Consider the following 17,203-nt stretch of genomic DNA (forward strand, 5'->3'; position numbering starts at 1 on the left):
TACGGGATGAGCAGGGAGATGTCGAAGGCATTCCAACGGTAGACATTGCGGAAGGTGTGGTCCGCGTAGTGGGTCTTCCAGTAGTGACTCAAACCTCGTTGGGAGGCGAGGAACAGGGCGAGCGCTTGAAGCGAATTGATCAGGGAAGACTCCACGCGACTCGGGTAAGACCCCGGGGGATGCAAACGATTTTACGCGACCGGGGTAGAGGGAAACGGGCCCGGCGGTGGGTTTCGAGCGCAGCTCCCCGGGGCCGGCAAAGGCGCCGGGGCCGCTCCACGATGGTATGGTCTGATACGCTTTCGCCATGCGAAATCTTTTGGTGTTGGCAGTGGCGTCTGCTGCTGTGCTCGGGGCCGCGGCCCAGCAGAGCCCGGTGGCTGAGCGGGTGAAGGCGCAGAACGCGCTCTTCGATGAGGCGTACAAGAACCGGCTGAAGAGCAACCCGATGATGGCGACGAGCCTGGGCGATTACAGCCAGAACGACCAGCTGGGGGATTTCTCGCTGGCGCATATCGTTGCGGAGCATAAGGAGAGCGACGAGTACCTGGTGCGCATCCGGGCGATCTCCACCGAGGGCATGGGCGACGACGACCTGCTCAATCACAAGCTCTTCGAGCGTGGGCTGGAGCGGGCGGATGAGACCTTCGCGCTCAAAGAGTACGAGATGCCTTTGAACATGCAGGGCGGCGTGCATACCTCGCTGGCGGAGCTGCCGCAGATGGTGCCACTGGACACGGTGAAGCACTACGAAGATTACATCTCGCGGCTGAGGCAGATTCCGCGGGCGCTGGACCAGACGACGGAGATCCTGGAGGCGGGTGAGAAGGATGGGCTGGTGCCGGTGAAGTTCATCGCGGAGAAGTTCCCGCTGCAGGCGGAAGGCGTGATTAAGGCCGATCCATTCCTGCTGCCGGAGAAGAAGTTTCCGACGAGCTTCTCGGATGCGGACAAGCAGCGGCTGACTGCGGAGATCGACGACGCGGTGCAGCACGAGGTGATGCCGGCTTACCTCAAGTTCGCGAGCTTCCTGCGCGAGGATTACGCTCCGAAGGGGCGCATGCAGCTCTCGATCGAGAGCCTGCCGCAGGGCAAGGCGCGCTACGCACTGGCGGTGAAGGTGATGACCACCACCGATATGACTCCGTCGGAGATTCATGCGCTGGGGCTGAAGGAAGTTGCGCGCATCACGGCCGAGATGGAGAAGCTGGCGCACCAGCAGGGCTATAAGACGCTGAACGAATGGCGCGAGGCGATCAACAAGGACCCGAAGTGGCAGCCGAAGAGCGAGGAGCAGATCGTCGCCGACTTCAAGAAGTACATCGACCAGATGCAGCCGAAGCTGCCGGAGCTGTTCGGTCTGCTGCCCAAGCAGCCGGTGACGGTGGAGGCGATTCCGGACTACAACGCTGGGCAGGCGACGCACTACTCGGGCGGCACGCCGGATGGACGCCGGCCGGGGCGCGTGTCGGTGGCGGTGGCTGATCCCACGCATCGGTCGCTGGTGGATGATGAGGCGGTGGCGTATCACGAGGGCGTTCCGGGGCATCATCTGCAGATTTCTGTGGCGCAGAACCTGACGGGCATTCCGAAGTTTCGGCAGCGGGCCGGTGGCTCGGCCTACACCGAGGGCTGGGCGCTGTATGCGGAGGAGCTGGGCAAGGAAGTCGGCTTCTACCAGGACCCGGTGAGCGACTATGGGCGGCTGAACTCGGAGCTGTTTCGCGCGGTGCGGCTGGTGGTCGATACGGGCATCCATGACAAGGGCTGGACGCGTCAGCAGGTCATCGATTACATGCACCAGAACGATGTGAACGATGTGCAGGCGCAGCAGGAGACGGACCGCTATATCTCGTGGCCGGCGCAGGCGCTGGCGTACAAGATGGGGCAGCTGACGATCCTGAAGCTGCGCACGCAGGCGCAGCAGGAATTAGGGCCGAAGTTCTCGCTCAAGGCATTCCATGATGAGATCCTGGGCGGCGGAGCGCTGCCGCTGGACCTGCTGCAGGAGCGGGTGACAGCGTGGATCAAGGTGCAGAAGGCGGCGAAGTAAGTTCGTCGCGGTAACTCGTGTGGTGTAGTTAGCAGCATGGAGAAAGGCCCGATCCGCAGATGCGGACCGGGCCTTTCTGTTGAAGGGTTGGGGCCGGTTAGAAGATGATCTTCGCGACGAGCTGGGTGTTGAAGGCTTCGCCTGCGCCGATGCCTGGAGCGCCGTTGTAGTCGCCGATGGTGTCGTAGAGCGTCGAGCTGCCACCGACGGAAGGTGACGGAGGAGCATAATTGACGCGGTTGAAGAGGTTGAACATCTCGGCGCGAAGCTGCAGGGTTACGCGTTCCCCGAGCTTCGTGTCCTTGAAGACCGAGAAGTCCACGTCGCTGTAGCCAGGAGCATAGAAGGCGTTGCGGCGTGTTGTCCCGAAGGTGCCGGGGGCAGGGTTGGCGAAGGCGGTTAGATCGATCCAGTTTGCGGTGGTGCTCTGGCCCTGGTAACCGACGTGTGCGGGTCCGATCTGGACAGCGCGGTCGTTACCTTCATTCGTTCCACTGATGTCGCCTGAGGCGTGGACAGTGAAGGGCTGGCCGCCGTGGAAGGTCAACAGGCTGTTGAGCTGCCAGCCGTTGGTGAGTGCTCGGAAGTGGGCAGTCCCCGGGATGGAGTAGCTGACGAAGCTGACGAAAGTATTGCGGGTGTCGAAGTCCGAGTTACCATAGTCGCCCTTGAAGTTCAGGTTGTTCTGCGGGAGGGCGCCGCGATAGGCGGTGACCTCATCGAGAGCGTGCGACCAGGTGTAGGTTGTCGAGGAAGAGAGACGGTGCCAGTTGCTGATGCGCAGCGTGGCCTGCAGGGAGTTGTAGTTCGAGGTTCCGATGCTTTCGACCTGGTTGATGTTTCCATACTGCGGATACTGGCTGAAGTAGGGACGCGTGGTCTGGCGCTGGGTATCGGTGGCATAGACGCCCGGCTTGGCCTGGTTGATGTCGATCAGACTGAGCTGGTGGCGAGCTTGTGAGCCGACGTAGCCGAGCTGGGCGATCACGTTGGTGGTCAGAGTGCGCTCCACGTTGACGTTGAAGTTTTCGTTATAGGACGGGCGGAAGTTCGGGTCTATGGAGAAGACGCCGCAGGGTGAGGTTGCGGCGCAGGGCGAACCGTTGAGAGCAGAAGGGAAGATAGGAGTGTTGGCAAGGATCTCCGTCTGAGCCTGGGGGGTAGCGCCGACGGTATAGACAGGGTTGGGACCTCCGGGATTGCCTTCGACGCCGTTGGGCGCCTGGTTGCCGGGTCGATTGTCGAGGAAGGGGTTGAGGTTCGGAGTGTCAGCATAGAAGCCGTAGCCGGCGCGGAAGACGGTCTTGGTATCCGGCGAATACGTGAAGCCGACACGCGGGCTGAAGTTCTTGAAGTAACGGGGGTAGATGTTGGCGATCTGCTGACCCTGGAAGGCGAGGCCATTGGTGGCGGTCAGAGCGGGCCGGAAGACCGACATGTTCTGGCTGCCATTGTGGAAGGGACCTTCGTAGTCGTAGCGGATGCCGTAGTTGAAGCTGATCTTCGGCGTGATCTGCCAGGTGTCTCCGGCGTTGAGGAACCAGGTGTTGACGTAAACGAATCGCTCCGGATTACCGATGGCGATGGAAGCCGCGGAGACCTGGCCGGAGAGGAAGTCCGCGAGGGGAGCGATGTAGGAATCGGGGTTGTAGCTCGGATTTTTGGCCTGGATTTCTGCACCAACGCGGGTTCCATCAAAGGTAAACGCGCCGACGGCATGCCGCTTGTAGAACTCGTCGAGACGGGCGTTGCGGTACTCTCCGCCGAAGCGCATCTGATGCTTGCCCTTGACCCAGGAGAGCTGATCGGTGAGGTGCCCGGTCATATCGCTGCGGCCCTCGGGAGGGGTAAGACCGACCGGATCGAAGGCGCCGCTGGCGGAGCTGGTGCCGCCACCGGTGGCGTTGGCATTGCCAATGACGATGTTGGGAGCGTTCGTATACGGCGCGCCGGTAACGAAGCCGAGGCTCTGCACGTTGTAGTTGGTATTGAAATCGCCGAAGAATTGATTGAAGTAGTTGACGCCAGCGAGGAGCTCGTTGGAGATCGAGTTCGAGATGACGCGGTTGTAGACGAGGGCGATGTTCTGCACGTGGAGAGGAGCGACCTCGTAGAAGGACAGCAGCTGCGAGCCCACGGGAGCGACTTGGTTGCCCTGGCCGACGAACCACCGCGCGCTGAGGTTGTCCTTGGAGGAGAGGTGATAGTCCACCTTGCCGAGGCCGTTCCAGCTGTAGCCGTATTCGGGGTCGTTGGAGTGGAAGTTATTGACGGTTCCGACGGTGTCCTGGGCGAGAACGCTGCTTCCCCAGAGGGTGTTCAGGACGCCCTGCATCACGGGGTCGACGGGGACGTTGTATTGGGCGAGAAGAGCCTTGGCTTTGGTCTGCCAGCCGACGGAGGGTTCGGTGGCGGTGCCGGATTCACCAATGACGAAGCGCTGATGCTCGAAGGTGAGGAAACCAAACAGCTTGTCCTTGAGCAATGGACCGCCGACGGAGAAACCGGTGTTGTAGTTGCGGACCTTCTGCTTGGTGGGGGAGAAAGGACTTTTGGCGCCGTAAGCCTCGTTGCGGTTGAAGTAATAGATAGTGCCGTGGAGCTGGTTGGTTCCGGATTTGAGGGTGAGGTTGACGGTGCCGCCAGGATTGCGGCCGCCTTCGGGGCCGGACTGGGTTTGGGCGGAGAACTGGTCGACGGCGTCGATGGGAAGGACGATGCCGGCGATACCGCTGACGCCACCCTGGTTGACGGCGGGGATGTTATGCCACAGATCGTTGTTATCCACGCCGTCGATCTGCCAGTTCATCTGGTTGGCGCGGGTTCCGTTGAGCGAGCCGTAACCGCCTCCGGAGTAGCCGGCATAGCCCGGCGTGAGCGAGATGAGCTGCGTGAAGTCGCGCCCATTGAGGGGAATGTCCGCGACGGTCTTGGAGTCGAGTACGGTAGTTTGCGTGCTCGTGGTGGTATCAAGCACGAGGGCTGCAGCGTCGACCTCGATGGTCTGCGCAGTGCTCGAGACGGAGAGCGTTACAGGCAGCGTATAGACCACGCCGGCCGAGACCGGGATGCCGTCAATCTTGGCAGTGGAGAAGCCGGATGCCGTGACGGTGACGGAGTATGAGCCGAGCGGAAGATCGCTGAAGAGGAAGTCCCCACCGGAGGACGTGACGCTGGTGGTGGCGACGCCGGTCCCTACATTGGTGGCGACGACGGTTGCTTTGACGATGATCCCGCCGGTATGGTCAACGACCGTTCCATTGATACTGCCACGATAGGTTTGGGCCACTGCCGCTGGAATCAAGGTAAGGAACACTGCGAGCGCCAGAAGCCAGCTTCGGCGCATAAGGGGTGTCTCCATGAGGCCTCCGAATTTTAAGTCGAGAAGTTACTTGCCCGCGCAAAAGCGCAGGTGCAAGAGATCACTGCCGTGTGCTGGCCACGGATGGGCCGCACATTACTGCCAGTCCTGCTAGAGGTAAAACTCGTCTCGTGACTCTGTAGGGTTGGGAACGCGGCCGCGTTACATTTTGGAAAATTTCAGCGATTATATGTCGCGGCCCTCGTTTGGCAATAGGGAAAAACGAAAATAGTTATCCCGGAGTAAGTGGTATATCAGGGCATGCAAAAAGACCCCGACATATATCACGGGGCCGTTCAGGTGTTGTGGGACGAATGGGGAGAGTAAAAAGAGAAGCTTAGTCTGCCGCGCTCAGCGTCTCGCTGAGATGAGCGAAGTTGTACTCGGCATCCTCTGCGCTGCGGCGGCTGGCGTTCAGCGAGCGTTGCGTGAACTGGGCTACGCGTTCGAGCTCGTCTTCGGCGATTTCGAGCATGGCTCGTACCTGTGCCGGATTGTTCGACTCTTCCTTCGCGAGGTACAGAAGGTTGGTGAGCGCCTCGAGCGGGTTTCTGACGTGATGGGCCAACTCGGCAGCCATGCGCGTGGCGGAGGCCAGCTTTTCGGCCTGCATCAGGGAACGTTCGAGATCTTTGCGCTGGGAGATGTCGTGGAGAAACTGGGACGCACCGATGACGTTGCCGTCGCTGTCCAGCAGTGGCGAGACCGAGACGGATACCTCCACGGCGCTGCCATCGCGATGCCGGCGCAGGGCGTCGAAGGCCTCCACGGACTGTCCGGCGAGGAGCTGTTCGGCGATGCGGTCTTCTTCTTCGCGGAGGCTATCAGGGACCAGGATCGTCATGGGCTCGCCGAGTACCTGTTTCGCAGAGTAGCCAAGCAGGCGTTCGGCGGCGGCGTTCCAGCTGGTGATGCGGCCGTCGAGGTCATAGGCGATGATGGCGTCGACGGAGCACTCGACGATGGCGGCGAGCTGCAGGCGGGCGCGTTCGGCGGCACGAGTGTCGCTGATGTTGCGGGCGACCTTGGTGGCGCCGATGATCTCGCCGCGGGAGTTGGTGAGAGGCGAGATGGTGAGCGAGACCTCAATCTCGCGGCCCTCGCGGGTGGTTCGTACGGTCTCGTAGTGAGCGATACGCTCACCGCTGCGGAGGCGGCGGATGACCTCCATCTCCTCATGGTGCAGGCGGGGTGGGATGAGCCGCAGCAGGGAGTGGCCGATCATCTCGTGCGCTTCCCAGCCGAAGATGCTGGTCGCGGCAGGGTTCCAGCTGGTGACGATGCTGGAGAGGTTCTTCGTGATGATGGCATCGTCGGTGGACCGGACGATGGCCTCGAGGAGCGAGCTGTAGGTCTCGCTGTTCGGCCGGGGAAGCGTGAGCGATACCGGGACCACACCCTTGGATGTGAGCGACGACAAGGACGAGCTCGCGAATGTGCGAGGCAGCGTTTTGCCAGAAGGTTTGGTTGGGTCCTGCATCGGTTGAGGAGTGGAGTCGCTCCACTTCCATCGAACACGATAGAAATCTATTAGGGAAGGACGTAAGGCCTTGGCGTCATGCACCTTTTGGGGAAGAGCCGCTACCACAATGGCGTGGTTTTAGCCTATTTGGGACGAGTTTTCCAGAATGCGGACTGCAGAGAGCCTAGTTCAGGAACGTCGTGGTGTACAGGGTGTCGCGCTGGACGGGCTTGAAGCCGGCATCGCGGATGCACGATGTCGCCCAATCTACTTGCTCCCGTGTATATCGAAAGTATATACAATGGGCGTGGATGTTCTTTACCGCCATCGGAGCCAAACATTCCTCTGGAACGCAGCGAAGGCGATCGAGAATCGCTCCAAACATGGCGTCAGTTTCGAGGAGGTTTGCGAGGCCTTCTTCGACGAAGCCTCCGTGTATGTGGATGCAACTGCCGACGATGAACCTCGCAGTGCTTTGATCGGTATCACGGACGAGGGGAAGATCGTTTACGTTGTCCACCTCGTGCAGGGGCAAGAGGTGATTCGGATCATCTCGGCACGCAGAGCGACCCGGAAAGAGGAGGAACTCTATGAAGACGGCTAAGGAACGGATGTTCGAGAGGATGGAGACACCGCGGGTGATGACGTCCATCAGCCTGCGCATCCCCGAACGTGTCATCGAGGAACTCAAAGAGATCGCACCGATGCTGGGCTTCTCCGGCTATCAGAGTTTGATCAAGGCTTACATCAGCCTGGGGCTGCGCAAGGACCTCGAGAAGCTTGAGGGAGCGAACGTCGCAGTTCTCACCGAGAGCCTGCGCAAGCGGGGCGTGAAGGATGAAGATATTGCTGCTGCGATTAAAGAGGCCGGTTTGAAGCGGGCTTGAACTGCAGCACGATTTTTGTGTGGCGGACTTAGGGATCTTCGATTATTTTGCAAGCAAGGCAGATGAGATCGGCTCCAGGAAACTGGGCTGCCGAACTCAGCCCACGGGAAATCCGTGGGCTGTTCGCTTTTAGGGAGGCTTTATGACCGATGACACAAACGCAATTCGCGCTGCTCACGTGATCAATACCCGAATGTTGGGTACCTTGCCGAAGGGCTTTCGCGCATCGCCTAAACCACTGGCTCCTGATGGGCTATCGAGCTGCGTGCAAATGGACAACGGAGCAGTGCTCGTTGGAACGAACGAGAAGTATCAACGCTTTTGGGTACCTTTTGAATATGTAGGATCTTCGATGTCAGACGACCAATGGGAGGAGTTTCTGAATGAGCCGCTGAGTGAGGCGTGGCTGAGTTACGTGAACAAGATCGACCACTAATTCAGGAACATCGTCGTATAGAGCGTATCTCGCTGCACCGGCTTGAAGCCGGCGTCGCGGATGATGCGACGGAGCTCTTCCTCCGTCGTGCAGTTGGACGTGCCTGCGGCCTTCACGACGTTTTCCTCGAGCATGACGCTGCCGACATCGTTGCCACCGAAGCGAAGGCCCATCTGCAGGACCTTGAGGCCCTGGGTCACCCAGCTGGCCTGCACGTTCTCGATGTTGTCGAGGTACATGCGGCTGATGGCGAGGGTCTTGAGGTACTCGACCGAGGTGGCCTCATCCCAGCCGCGGCCGCCGAGCGCGGTGTTGTGTGGCTGGAAGCTCCAAGGGATGAAGGCGGTGAAGCCGCCGGTCTCTTCCTGCAGCTGGCGGACGACCTCGAAGTGGTTGACGCGGTGCTCCATGGTCTCGCCGACGCCGAACATCATCGTCGCGGTGGTGCGCATGCCGAGAGCGTGGGCGGTGCGATGGACGCTGAGCCAGTCTTCCGTCCGGCACTTGAGGCGGGCGATGCGGGCGCGCACTTCGTCATCGAGGATCTCGGCTCCGCCGCCGGGAATGGAGTCGAGACCGGCGTCGCGCAGGCGGGCGATGGTGGTGCGCAGATCGAGCTCGGAGTACTCGGCAATGGCCAGGATCTCCGAGGCCGAAAGGCAGTGCAGCCAGATCTGCGGATAGCGCTGCTTGATGCCGGTGAAGAGGCTCTCGAACCAGTCGATCTTGAGGTCGGGATGGATGCCGCCCTGCATGAGCACTCCGGTGCCACCCATCTCCACCGTCTCGCGGATCTTGTCGTAGATGGTGTCGAAGTCGAGGATGTAGCCTTCGGCGGCGAGTTTCCCCTTCAGTGGACGATAAAAAGCACAAAACGTGCAGTACTCGGTGCAGAAGTTGGTGTAGTTGATGTTGCGGTCGATGATGTAGCTGACGACACCCTCAGGGTGCAGCTTGCGGCGAAGGGCATCGGCTTCCATGCCGATGCCGATCAGATCGTCGGACGCGAAACAATCAAGAGCCTGCTGGCGTGTGATGCCCATGAGGACATTTTACGCCCGGGCGATGGCGTCCGCGGTCTGCCGAGCTTCGTGGACGAGGTCGGGCATGCCGACGCCGCGGTAGCTGTTGCCGAGCAGGTGGAGGCCGGGGATGCGGGCGACAAGCTCGTCGAGCTGGCTCATGCGGTCGAGGTGACCGACCTCGTACTGCGGCAGGGAACGGGGCCAGCGGCGGACGGCGGTGTGCGCCGGGGTGGGGATGGGACTCTCGAGCTGCAGGATGGTGCGGAGCTGTCGCAGCGCAGCGGCGGCGATCTGGTCGTCGGAAGCGTTCGTGAGCGCGTCGGCGGAGGAGCCGCCGAAGAAGGCGCGGATCACGCGGGCACCCGCGGGAGCGCGATGGGGGAATTTCTGATCGACGAAGGTGCAAGCGAGGAGACAGGGTCCAGGGTCCAGGGTCAAGGGTCCAGAGGGCGACGCGTCGGACGCTGTTGGGACCAGGAAGCCGAAGCCTTCGGGGATGGTGAACTGCTGCGCGAGATTGGCGGGCCAGGCGAAGGCGGCGAGGATGGCAGAGCTGGCGTCGATGGGGGTGAGGGAGAGAAAGCCACCGACAGGGACATGAGTCATGTCGATGGCATCGATGGGCGCCAGCAGAGCACGGGCGGCATCAAGTGACGTGGCAACGATGAGCTCGGAGAAGGTCTCGATCGTTTGGCGTTTTTTGCCGACGGTGAAGTCGATGCTCCACTCGCTGCCGCCCGCGTCGTCGACACGGAAGAGGCCGACGGAACGGTGCTGCAGGTGAATGCGGTCTTGCGGAATCCGGTCGATGAGCGCGTCAACGAGAGAGCCCATGCCTCGCTTTAGCGAGGTGAAGATGGGTTGCTGCTTGCGGTCGCCGCGCTGTGCGGTCTTTTGCTGCAGCGCGACGATCAGCGAGCCGTACTCGCGTTCCATGGCGACGAACTGCGGCATCACGGCGCGGACGCTGAGCTTCGTAACGTCGCCGCCGAAGACTCCGGAGAGCAGAGGGGCTGCGAGGGTGCGGGTGACTTCTTCGCCGAAGTGGCGCGTCGTGAAGCTGGCCACGGATTCGTCCGCATCGGGAGCGTCGCGCTTTAGATCTTCCGCAAGGAGGATTTCGCGGGCATAGGCACGCTTGGCGCTCTCGGAGAACAGGGGTGAGTCTTCGAGTGCGTTGAGGTCGGTGGGAACCATCATGCGCATGCCGTCGGGGATGGCTTGCAGGACACCGTTGACGAGGATCCAGGTCTTGCGGGTCTCGTCGTTGGAGTAGATGAGTTCGCTCTCGAGGCCCAGCTCGATGGCTAGCTCACGCAGCCACGGCTTCTCGCTCACCCAGCCGTCGGGGCCGCCTTCGAGAAGGTAGTCGCCTTCGGGCGCGCCGATGCGTGCGGTTTCTAGGATGCCGCCGAGGCGGTCGCTGGCTTCGTAGAGGTGCCAGTCCAGCGCCTCGCCGGCGCGGCGTCGCTTCTCGAGTTCATACGCCGCGGTGAGGCCGGAGATCCCTCCGCCGAGGATGGCGATTCGTTTCATAAGAAGAGTAGATACGAGATGCGAGATGCGAGGAGCTTCTCTGCGCTCAGGATGACAATTCCGCTTAGAAGCGACCATCAACGAAGAAAGAAGAACGAAGAGCTAGAGGCTAGAAGCTAAGAGCTAACAGCTTCCTCCCCATGAATCACCTTGGCGATCGCCTGGATCAGTGTTGGCGAGTCGTTGAGGCTCTGGGCGCGGGTGACTTCGATGCCTAACGGCTTCGCGAAGGTGCTGAAGGCGACGTCGATGTCGTAGAGGATCTCGACGTGGTCGCAGAGGAAGCCGACGGGTTGCATCACTACGGACTTGATGCCTTGCTGGGCTAGCGCGGTGAGTGTGTCCTCCACGCTGGGGCCGAGCCATGGAGCGCCTGCGATGCCCTGGCTCTGGAAGCTGAAGACCCACTCGTCATCGCGGAGGCCGAGCTCCGCGGCGATCTCGCGCGCGGTCTGCTTGCACTCGACGGGGTAGGGATCGCCTTCGTCGTGGGTGCCGTAGTTCTGGAGGCCGTCGGCGGGGACGGGGGCTCCGGGAGCGTGGGCGGAGCCGATCGCGGCTTCTTCGTGGTTGGCGGGGCGGATGGTACGGCATGGTACCGAGTGCGCGGTGAAGAGCACGATCGCGTTGGGATCCTTGGCGCGGGCGGCGTCGAGAGCCACGCGCATGCGCTCGGCGAACGCCTTGGAGAGCAGCGGCTCGTGCGCCCAGCCGGGAATGAAGTCGTAGGTGAAGGCGCCTTCGTCGGCCTTGTCGAGCGCACGCTTGTAGAGGCCGGTGGAGGTGCGGGACTTCTGCGGAGCGAGGCACAGCACCTTCGCGTGCTGGACGCCATCGGCCTTCATCTCGGCGACTGCGTCGGCGATGTAGGGCTTCCAGTTGCGCATGCCGACGTAGACTTTGCGGCCTAGCAGCTCGCTGAGCAGGCGGCCCTGCATGAGAGTCCAGCGAGTGAGTGGCGGGCCCTCGGGGAGCGGCTCGTCGCGGAGGCCAATCTCGGCGTAGCGATGCTGCAGCTCTTCGACGACGTGCTGCGGCATGGGGCGGCCACCGGTGACGTTGGCGAGGTAAGCGGACATCTCGCTGAGGACATCGGGGGTGCCGTGCGCGAGGAGGAGGATGGCGGGTTGGTCGGTGCTGGACATCGCTGGAACCATGGTATCGAAGCGGCGGTTCCGGTGCCGTGATGAACCGCACAGGGTGGACAAGTGCGGCTCAAACGATGACCACAAGAAAACGGGGCGCGGTTGAGGAGAGCCGCGCCCCGGGAGGAATTCGATTTCGCTGAGGTCTGGATTCAGCCCCGAGCGCTCTCTCGGTGGTTTAGGGGGCGATCTGCATGGTCACGACGATGTCGAGCCGGTGCGTGGTGCCGGTGATGTCGACCGAGCCCAGGGTCTGCGGCTTGTTCAGCGTGAGACTGGCGGTGCCTTCGAGCACGGTCTGGCGGACGACGGGTTCGGTGACGCCGGCGATGGTGCTGGGCTCACCCAGGTTCGACTCTTCCACCTTGCTCTTCAGCAGGCCGCCATCGCCCATCTCGATCAGCGAGGCGTCGAAGTTCATTCCCACGTCGAGATAGGTGAACTGGGTCTGCGACGCATTGTGGTCGGTGGAGTAGGAGCCGGTGGCGACGGGGATCTTGGAGCCCTGCTTGAGCGTGGTGTGCTGGCCGCCGACGATGATCATGGAGTAGTGCTGCGTGCCGACGGTCCTGCCGTTGTCGACGTCGGTGACGGTGTAGGTGAGCTTGTAGGTCTTTTTGGGCTTGTCGAGCTCGTGGATGAGGCGCTCGGCGAGCGCGAGCTGATCGGGCGCAGCATCGATCACGATCGCGTTTTCCGAGGCGACGAGATAGATCTTCACGTAGGGATCGAGCATGTTGCGCAAGGCGACGAGGATCTCGTTGGCATCGTTCTGCTGCGCGATGTTGGCCAGCTGGAAGGTGCGCATCGTGCATTCGTTGGTCAGGCTGCAGCTGGGACGATGGGCCGCCTCCGGCTTCTTGTCGGCGGGTTTGTCGTCGCCCTGGGCCAGGGCTGCGGAGGCGAGCGTGGTGGCGAAGGCGAGCGCGAGGAGGCTGCGCGCGGCGATCGTCGCCGTGCGGGAGAGAGGGAGTCGAGTCATGGCTGTGGGGTTCCTTCTTGAGGCGGGTCGGGCTGTGGCAGAGGTTCGGATGGTTGGAAGTAGGCGTTGAAGTCGTCGCGCTCGCGGGCCATCTCGCGCTCAAGGTTTCTGGGGTCGAGTTGGGCGAGCTGTTCATACTGGCCGGCGCGCATGAGGCGCAGGATGCGCCGCTCTTCTCCAGTGATGGGGATGGGCGGCGCGGGGTGGCTGGGCGCGCTGGCTTCGGCGAGGGCGATGGGATCGCAGTGGCAGGTGGCGGCGTCGAGTGGCTCGGGTTTGTTTCCTGCTGGAACGAGTGTTGTGCTCCTGGGCGGGTGTTGCTGGATCGCGCGCCTAGGTGACGATCCGATGGAGCGAGGTATGGTGGAGATTGCGGAGCTGTCTGCGATCACAGGAGCATGAGGCGCGGTGGGAGTGTTGCTCGCGATGGTGTGGGGAGCGTGATGGCTATGCGTGATGAGCGCGATGGTGGTGAGGCCGAGCGCGAGCGTGGCAGTGGCGAAGGCCCATCGCGGACGCAGCGCCAGCAGGGAAGAGCACGAGGGATGCGTAGCGGTGGGCTGCTGCTCGCGCCGTTCGATGTGGGCGAGGACGCGCTGCTCCATGTGGGCGGGCGGCGTGGCTTGCGCGAATCCGCGCAGCACGCGGTCCACGTCGTGGTCGAGCTGGCGGTCGAGATGGAAGTGGTCGTTGAGATTCTCTGCGTTCATGCGTAGCCTCCTTTCTTCAGCCGTTCTTTGAGCCGGGTGCGGGCGCGGAAGAGCAGCGCTCGCACTGCGGAATCACTTCGTTCCAGCACGGCCGCGATCTCCGCGGTCGAGAATTCTTCGACGCCGGCGAGCAGGAGCGCCTGGCGTTCCAACTTCGGCAAGCCGTCCATGGCGGCGAGGACGGCTCGCAGGCGGCGCGTGTCTGCGAGCGCGGCGTCAGCGGGTTGCTCGTGCGCTACCAGGCGAGCAAGCAGGACATCGTCCGCGGTCTCCTGCGCAGGACGTCTGCGCCGGTCGAGCGCGAGGTTCCACGCGATGCGGATGAGCCAGACGCGGAGGTCGCGGACTTCGGGCAGGCGCTTGCGATGTTCGAGCACGCGCACGAAGGTGTCCTGCACGACGTCTTCAGCCTCGGCGGGGTTGCGCACGATGGAGTAGGCGACGCCGAAGAGTGTGGCGGCATGCGCCTGCACCAGGGGAGCGAGATCGGTTTCGGCGTGCGCGGACCCGCCCGCTGCCGTCGCGCGCGGCAGCGCCATCCCCAGGCCCTCCAGTGCAGTGCTCATCTAATCCCACAGACGGGCGAGTGCAGAAAGCGCTCGGGAAATTTTTCGCAGAGCAGCGCGGCGAGGGCGAACGCGTCTCGGGATGGTAGAGTGCGGCTCATGAGCAAGCCTTACGAGCCTATTCGCCTGGAAGAGAAGTTTGCGAAGATTCCCGAACTGTGGAGCCCGCGAGTGATCGCGGAGATGAACGACTACCAGTTCAAGCTGGTGCGGCTGGAGGGAGACTTCGTGTGGCACTCGCATGCGGAGACGGACGAGGCGTTTCTCGTCGTCGAGGGCGAGCTGAGGATCGACTTCCGCGACGGCGCGGTGACGCTGGGGCCGGGAGAGATGTACGTCGTCCCGCGGGGCGTAGAGCATAAACCGTTTGCCGCGGTGGAGGCGCGGGTGATGCTCATCGAGCCGCGTGGTGTGGTGAACACGGGCGACGGCGAGACGCTGGAGCGCACGGCTGCGAATGATGTGTGGGTGTAGCCCGGTGCGACCGTGGCTTTGATAACGGCAATGATCTGTAGAGCTATGAGGTCTTCAGGTTTGAGCGATGAGGAAGGACGGCTACGGGATACCCGTCGTTGTGCTCCCTCATCGCGCGGTTTCGCAGAAGAACACTAGCCGTGCTGCTTGATAAGCTCCACGACCTTGATCACGTTGTCCACGGGGGTTCCGGGGACGATGCCGTGGCCGAGGTTGAAGATGTGTCCTGGGCGCTGGTTCGCGAGAGCGAGGATCTCCTTCACGCGGGCTTCGAGCACGGGCTCCGGCGCGAAGAGCGTGATGGGGTCGAGATTGCCCTGGACGGCTACGCCTGAGCCGGCGAGCTTCCAGCCTTCGTCCAGTGGCACGCGCCAGTCGAGGCCGAGGACGTCGGCCCCGGTCTCGCTGAAGGTGGGCAGCAGCGAGGCGGTGTCGACGCCGAAGTAGATGACGGGGACGCCCATGGCGCGGATGCGTTTGATGAGCTCGGTGGTGGGTGCGAGGCAGTAGTCGCGATAGTCGGAGACGGAGAGCGCGCCAGCCCAGCTGTCGAAGACCTGGATGACGTCGGCGCCGGCGTTGACCTGCTGCTGGGCATACTCGGTGAGCACGCTGATGAGCTTCTCCATCAGCAATGGCCAGGCTTTGGCGTCGGGCGAGCCGGGGAGCGAGCTGGCGTACATCAGCTTCTTGGTGTCGATGTAGTTGCGCGAGCTTCCGCCCTCGATCATGTAGCTGGCGAGGGTGAAGGGCGCGCCACAGAAGCCGATGATGCCGAGTGTGTCGCCGTCCGCGCGTGGCGGGGCGAAGTGCTTGGCGACGATCTCAATGGCGCTGGCGACGTAGCTGAGCTCTTCGGCGCGGTCGGTGCGGAGGGCCTCGACGTGCGCGAGGGAGCGGACGGGCTGGTGCACCACGGGGCCTTCGCCGTTGACGAACTCGAAGTCGAGACCCATGGGCGTGAAGGGCAGCAGGAGGTCGGCGAAGATGATGGCGGCGTCAACGCCGAGTCGCTCGGCGGCAGTGATGGTCACCTCGGCGGCGACCTGCGGCGTGCGGCAGATCTCGAGCAGCGAGTGATTTTTACGCACAGCCATGTACTCCGGCATGTAGCGGCCGGCCTGGCGGAGGAACCACACGGGCGTGCGGTCGACGGGCTGGCGAAGGCAGGCGCGCACGAATCGGCTGGAGCCGGAGGCAATGGGGGCGGGGGTGACGATGCTAGTGGCGGTTTCGGACAAGAGGCGGTCTACTCCTGCACCAAAGCCTAGCATCGCCACCTCGGGGTGCGAGTGACGAACCTCACGCCTCTGGACGAGATGGGATGTCCCGTTCTAGTGCACGGCGTGCTCGTAGCGGGGCTTGAAGGGGATGCGATAGGCGACGCCCACGGTAATTGCACTCGGGCTGAGGGAGTCGTTCTTGCCGAGATACCAGAACTGGTACTGGTAGTCGGCCTTGACCTGGAAGTTGCGGAGGAGGTCGACGTCGATACCGACGCCAGGCGACTTCACCAGGCTGTTGTCGTTGCGGTAGGCGGTGGGGTTTCCGAGATTGACTACGAAGTTGTAGTGGATGGTTCCATCGCCGAGGAGAAAGTCGGCATAGGGATGGAAGCGTCCGAACTCCATCTGTCCACGTACGCCGGCGAGGTAGGTGTTCTCGTTGACTGTCGATCCGTTGTTAAAGGAGAAGCGCGTCTCGAGGCTGGGCTTGATGGGGAAGCGGAAGTAACGGGTGAAGTTGGCTCCCACGGTGACGCCGTTGTTGTGGGACGGGCCGTAGTCGGGTTTCAGGTAGTCATAGCCGCCGAAGATCGAGATGTCCATTGTCTTGGAGGCGGTGTTGACTGCCTGAGCGCCAGCTGCAGGCGCAAAGGTGGCCGCCGCCAGAAGAGCGGCGGCAAGAGCGGCGGCCGAAGCCGTTCCGCAGGTGTACAGTTTGGCACGTAATTTATGTCGTATCTGTAACATAGCGTTGCTCATGCTTGCTTCCCTCGGGCGCGGGGATATGACCGAACGCACTGCACTGTGCCGTGCCCCATCCGGTCGCGGTGATCCCGCCTCTTGATGGATGTCCCGCAGGGGCGCGGAGTTAGCCTGCGTGGGCCGAAGACGATACACTCCAAGAGTTGGCCTTTTCGCGTCCCTGCAACGTACTGAAAGCAGGCGGCCGAAGAGCCCTCCGATCCCCAGTCCCACAAGAGACGACCCAAAATCTATGCCGAACTATCTGGAACTTCCCATTGGCGCGAAGGCGCCTAACCTCGTCAACGCGGTGATCGAGATCCCCCTCGAGGGCATCAGCAAGTACGAATACGACAAGGAACTGCACGTCTTCCGCCTGGATCGCAACCTGTTTTCGCCGGTGCACTACCCCGGGGATTACGGCTTCATCCCGAGCACGTTGGGTCACGACGGCGATCCGCTGGATGTGCTGGTGCTGGTCGATACGCCCAGCTTCCCCGGCTGCATCCAGGAAGTCCGCCCCATCGGCGTGCTGGATATGATCGATCAGGGCCAGGGCGATGAAAAGATTCTCTGCGTAGGCGAAGGAAACCCGCGCT

16 protein-coding genes are annotated in these 17,203 nt (G+C 62.4%); 6 read left to right on the forward strand and 10 right to left on the reverse strand.

Annotation, left to right across the window (positions count from 1 at the left end; translation table 11 throughout):
* Positions 1 to 307: 307 nt before the first annotated feature.
* Positions 308 to 2,053 (forward strand): DUF885 domain-containing protein, encoded by a 1,746-nt coding sequence (locus AC5E6W_RS10455; RefSeq protein WP_491752235.1) that lies wholly within the window; start codon positions 308 to 310, stop codon positions 2,051 to 2,053.
* 97 nt (positions 2,054 to 2,150) lie between these two features.
* Here AC5E6W_RS10455 and AC5E6W_RS10460 read toward each other — a convergent pair whose 3' ends face one another.
* Positions 2,151 to 5,414, reverse strand: a complete 3,264-nt coding sequence (locus tag AC5E6W_RS10460) for a TonB-dependent receptor (protein ID WP_491752236.1) — start codon at positions 5,412 to 5,414, stop codon at positions 2,151 to 2,153.
* 337 nt (positions 5,415 to 5,751) lie between these two features.
* On the reverse strand, positions 5,752 to 6,834 hold the full coding sequence (locus AC5E6W_RS10465; RefSeq protein ID WP_491752237.1) for a PAS domain S-box protein: 1,083 nt from the start codon (positions 6,832 to 6,834) through the stop codon (positions 5,752 to 5,754).
* 343 nt (positions 6,835 to 7,177) lie between these two features.
* On the opposite strand from AC5E6W_RS10465, the gene AC5E6W_RS10470 reads away from it, so the two are divergent.
* The 3 genes from AC5E6W_RS10470 (at position 7,178) to AC5E6W_RS10480 (ending at position 8,199) form a co-directional block, all read left to right on the forward strand.
* Entirely contained in the window at positions 7,178 to 7,480 is a 303-nt protein-coding gene (locus AC5E6W_RS10470) for a BrnT family toxin (protein WP_491752238.1), read from the forward strand.
* Positions 7,467 to 7,763, forward strand: coding sequence for a hypothetical protein (locus AC5E6W_RS10475; RefSeq protein ID WP_491752239.1), 297 nt, complete (start codon positions 7,467 to 7,469; stop codon positions 7,761 to 7,763). Before AC5E6W_RS10470 ends, AC5E6W_RS10475 begins: the two co-directional genes overlap by 14 nt.
* A 142-nt stretch (positions 7,764 to 7,905) precedes the next feature.
* Entirely contained in the window at positions 7,906 to 8,199 is a 294-nt protein-coding gene (locus AC5E6W_RS10480; RefSeq protein ID WP_491752240.1) for a hypothetical protein, read from the forward strand.
* On the opposite strand, the gene mqnC is transcribed toward AC5E6W_RS10480, so the two are convergent.
* The 6 genes from mqnC to AC5E6W_RS10510 form a co-directional block, all read right to left on the reverse strand.
* Positions 8,196 to 9,242 (reverse strand): cyclic dehypoxanthinyl futalosine synthase, encoded by a 1,047-nt coding sequence (gene mqnC, locus AC5E6W_RS10485; protein ID WP_491752241.1) that lies wholly within the window; start codon positions 9,240 to 9,242, stop codon positions 8,196 to 8,198. The two genes, AC5E6W_RS10480 and mqnC, sit on opposite strands and share 4 nt — an antisense overlap.
* A gap of 9 nt (positions 9,243 to 9,251) precedes the next feature.
* Positions 9,252 to 10,760, reverse strand: coding sequence for a protoporphyrinogen oxidase (gene hemG / locus AC5E6W_RS10490; protein WP_491752242.1), 1,509 nt, complete (start codon positions 10,758 to 10,760; stop codon positions 9,252 to 9,254).
* A 116-nt stretch (positions 10,761 to 10,876) separates the two neighbouring features.
* Positions 10,877 to 11,905 (reverse strand): ferrochelatase, encoded by a 1,029-nt coding sequence (locus tag AC5E6W_RS10495; protein WP_491752243.1) that lies wholly within the window; start codon positions 11,903 to 11,905, stop codon positions 10,877 to 10,879.
* A 178-nt stretch (positions 11,906 to 12,083) separates the two neighbouring features.
* A complete protein-coding gene (locus AC5E6W_RS10500; protein ID WP_491752244.1) occupies positions 12,084 to 12,887 on the reverse strand; it encodes a secretin N-terminal domain-containing protein in 804 nt (267 codons plus the stop codon).
* On the reverse strand, positions 12,884 to 13,597 hold the full coding sequence (locus AC5E6W_RS10505; RefSeq protein ID WP_491752245.1) for a hypothetical protein: 714 nt from the start codon (positions 13,595 to 13,597) through the stop codon (positions 12,884 to 12,886). Before AC5E6W_RS10505 ends, AC5E6W_RS10500 begins: the two co-directional genes overlap by 4 nt.
* Positions 13,594 to 14,163, reverse strand: a complete 570-nt coding sequence (locus tag AC5E6W_RS10510) for an RNA polymerase sigma factor (protein ID WP_491752246.1) — start codon at positions 14,161 to 14,163, stop codon at positions 13,594 to 13,596. The genes AC5E6W_RS10505 and AC5E6W_RS10510 overlap by 4 nt, the downstream gene beginning before the upstream one ends.
* Before the next feature lie 99 nt (positions 14,164 to 14,262).
* Between AC5E6W_RS10510 and AC5E6W_RS10515 the strand changes: the two genes are divergently transcribed.
* Entirely contained in the window at positions 14,263 to 14,637 is a 375-nt protein-coding gene (locus AC5E6W_RS10515) for a cupin domain-containing protein (RefSeq protein WP_491752247.1), read from the forward strand.
* A 134-nt stretch (positions 14,638 to 14,771) separates the two neighbouring features.
* Here AC5E6W_RS10515 and hemE read toward each other — a convergent pair whose 3' ends face one another.
* Positions 14,772 to 15,878, reverse strand: a complete 1,107-nt coding sequence (hemE, locus tag AC5E6W_RS10520) for a uroporphyrinogen decarboxylase (RefSeq protein ID WP_491752248.1) — start codon at positions 15,876 to 15,878, stop codon at positions 14,772 to 14,774.
* A 93-nt stretch (positions 15,879 to 15,971) separates the two neighbouring features.
* Positions 15,972 to 16,622, reverse strand: a complete 651-nt coding sequence (locus AC5E6W_RS10525; protein ID WP_491752249.1) for an outer membrane beta-barrel protein — start codon at positions 16,620 to 16,622, stop codon at positions 15,972 to 15,974.
* A 235-nt stretch (positions 16,623 to 16,857) separates the two neighbouring features.
* Between AC5E6W_RS10525 and AC5E6W_RS10530 the strand changes: the two genes are divergently transcribed.
* Positions 16,858 to 17,203, forward strand: a 346-nt coding sequence (locus AC5E6W_RS10530) for an inorganic diphosphatase (protein ID WP_491752250.1), incomplete at its 3' end; no start/stop codon positions are given.

Source organism: Bryocella sp., assembly GCF_058498515.1.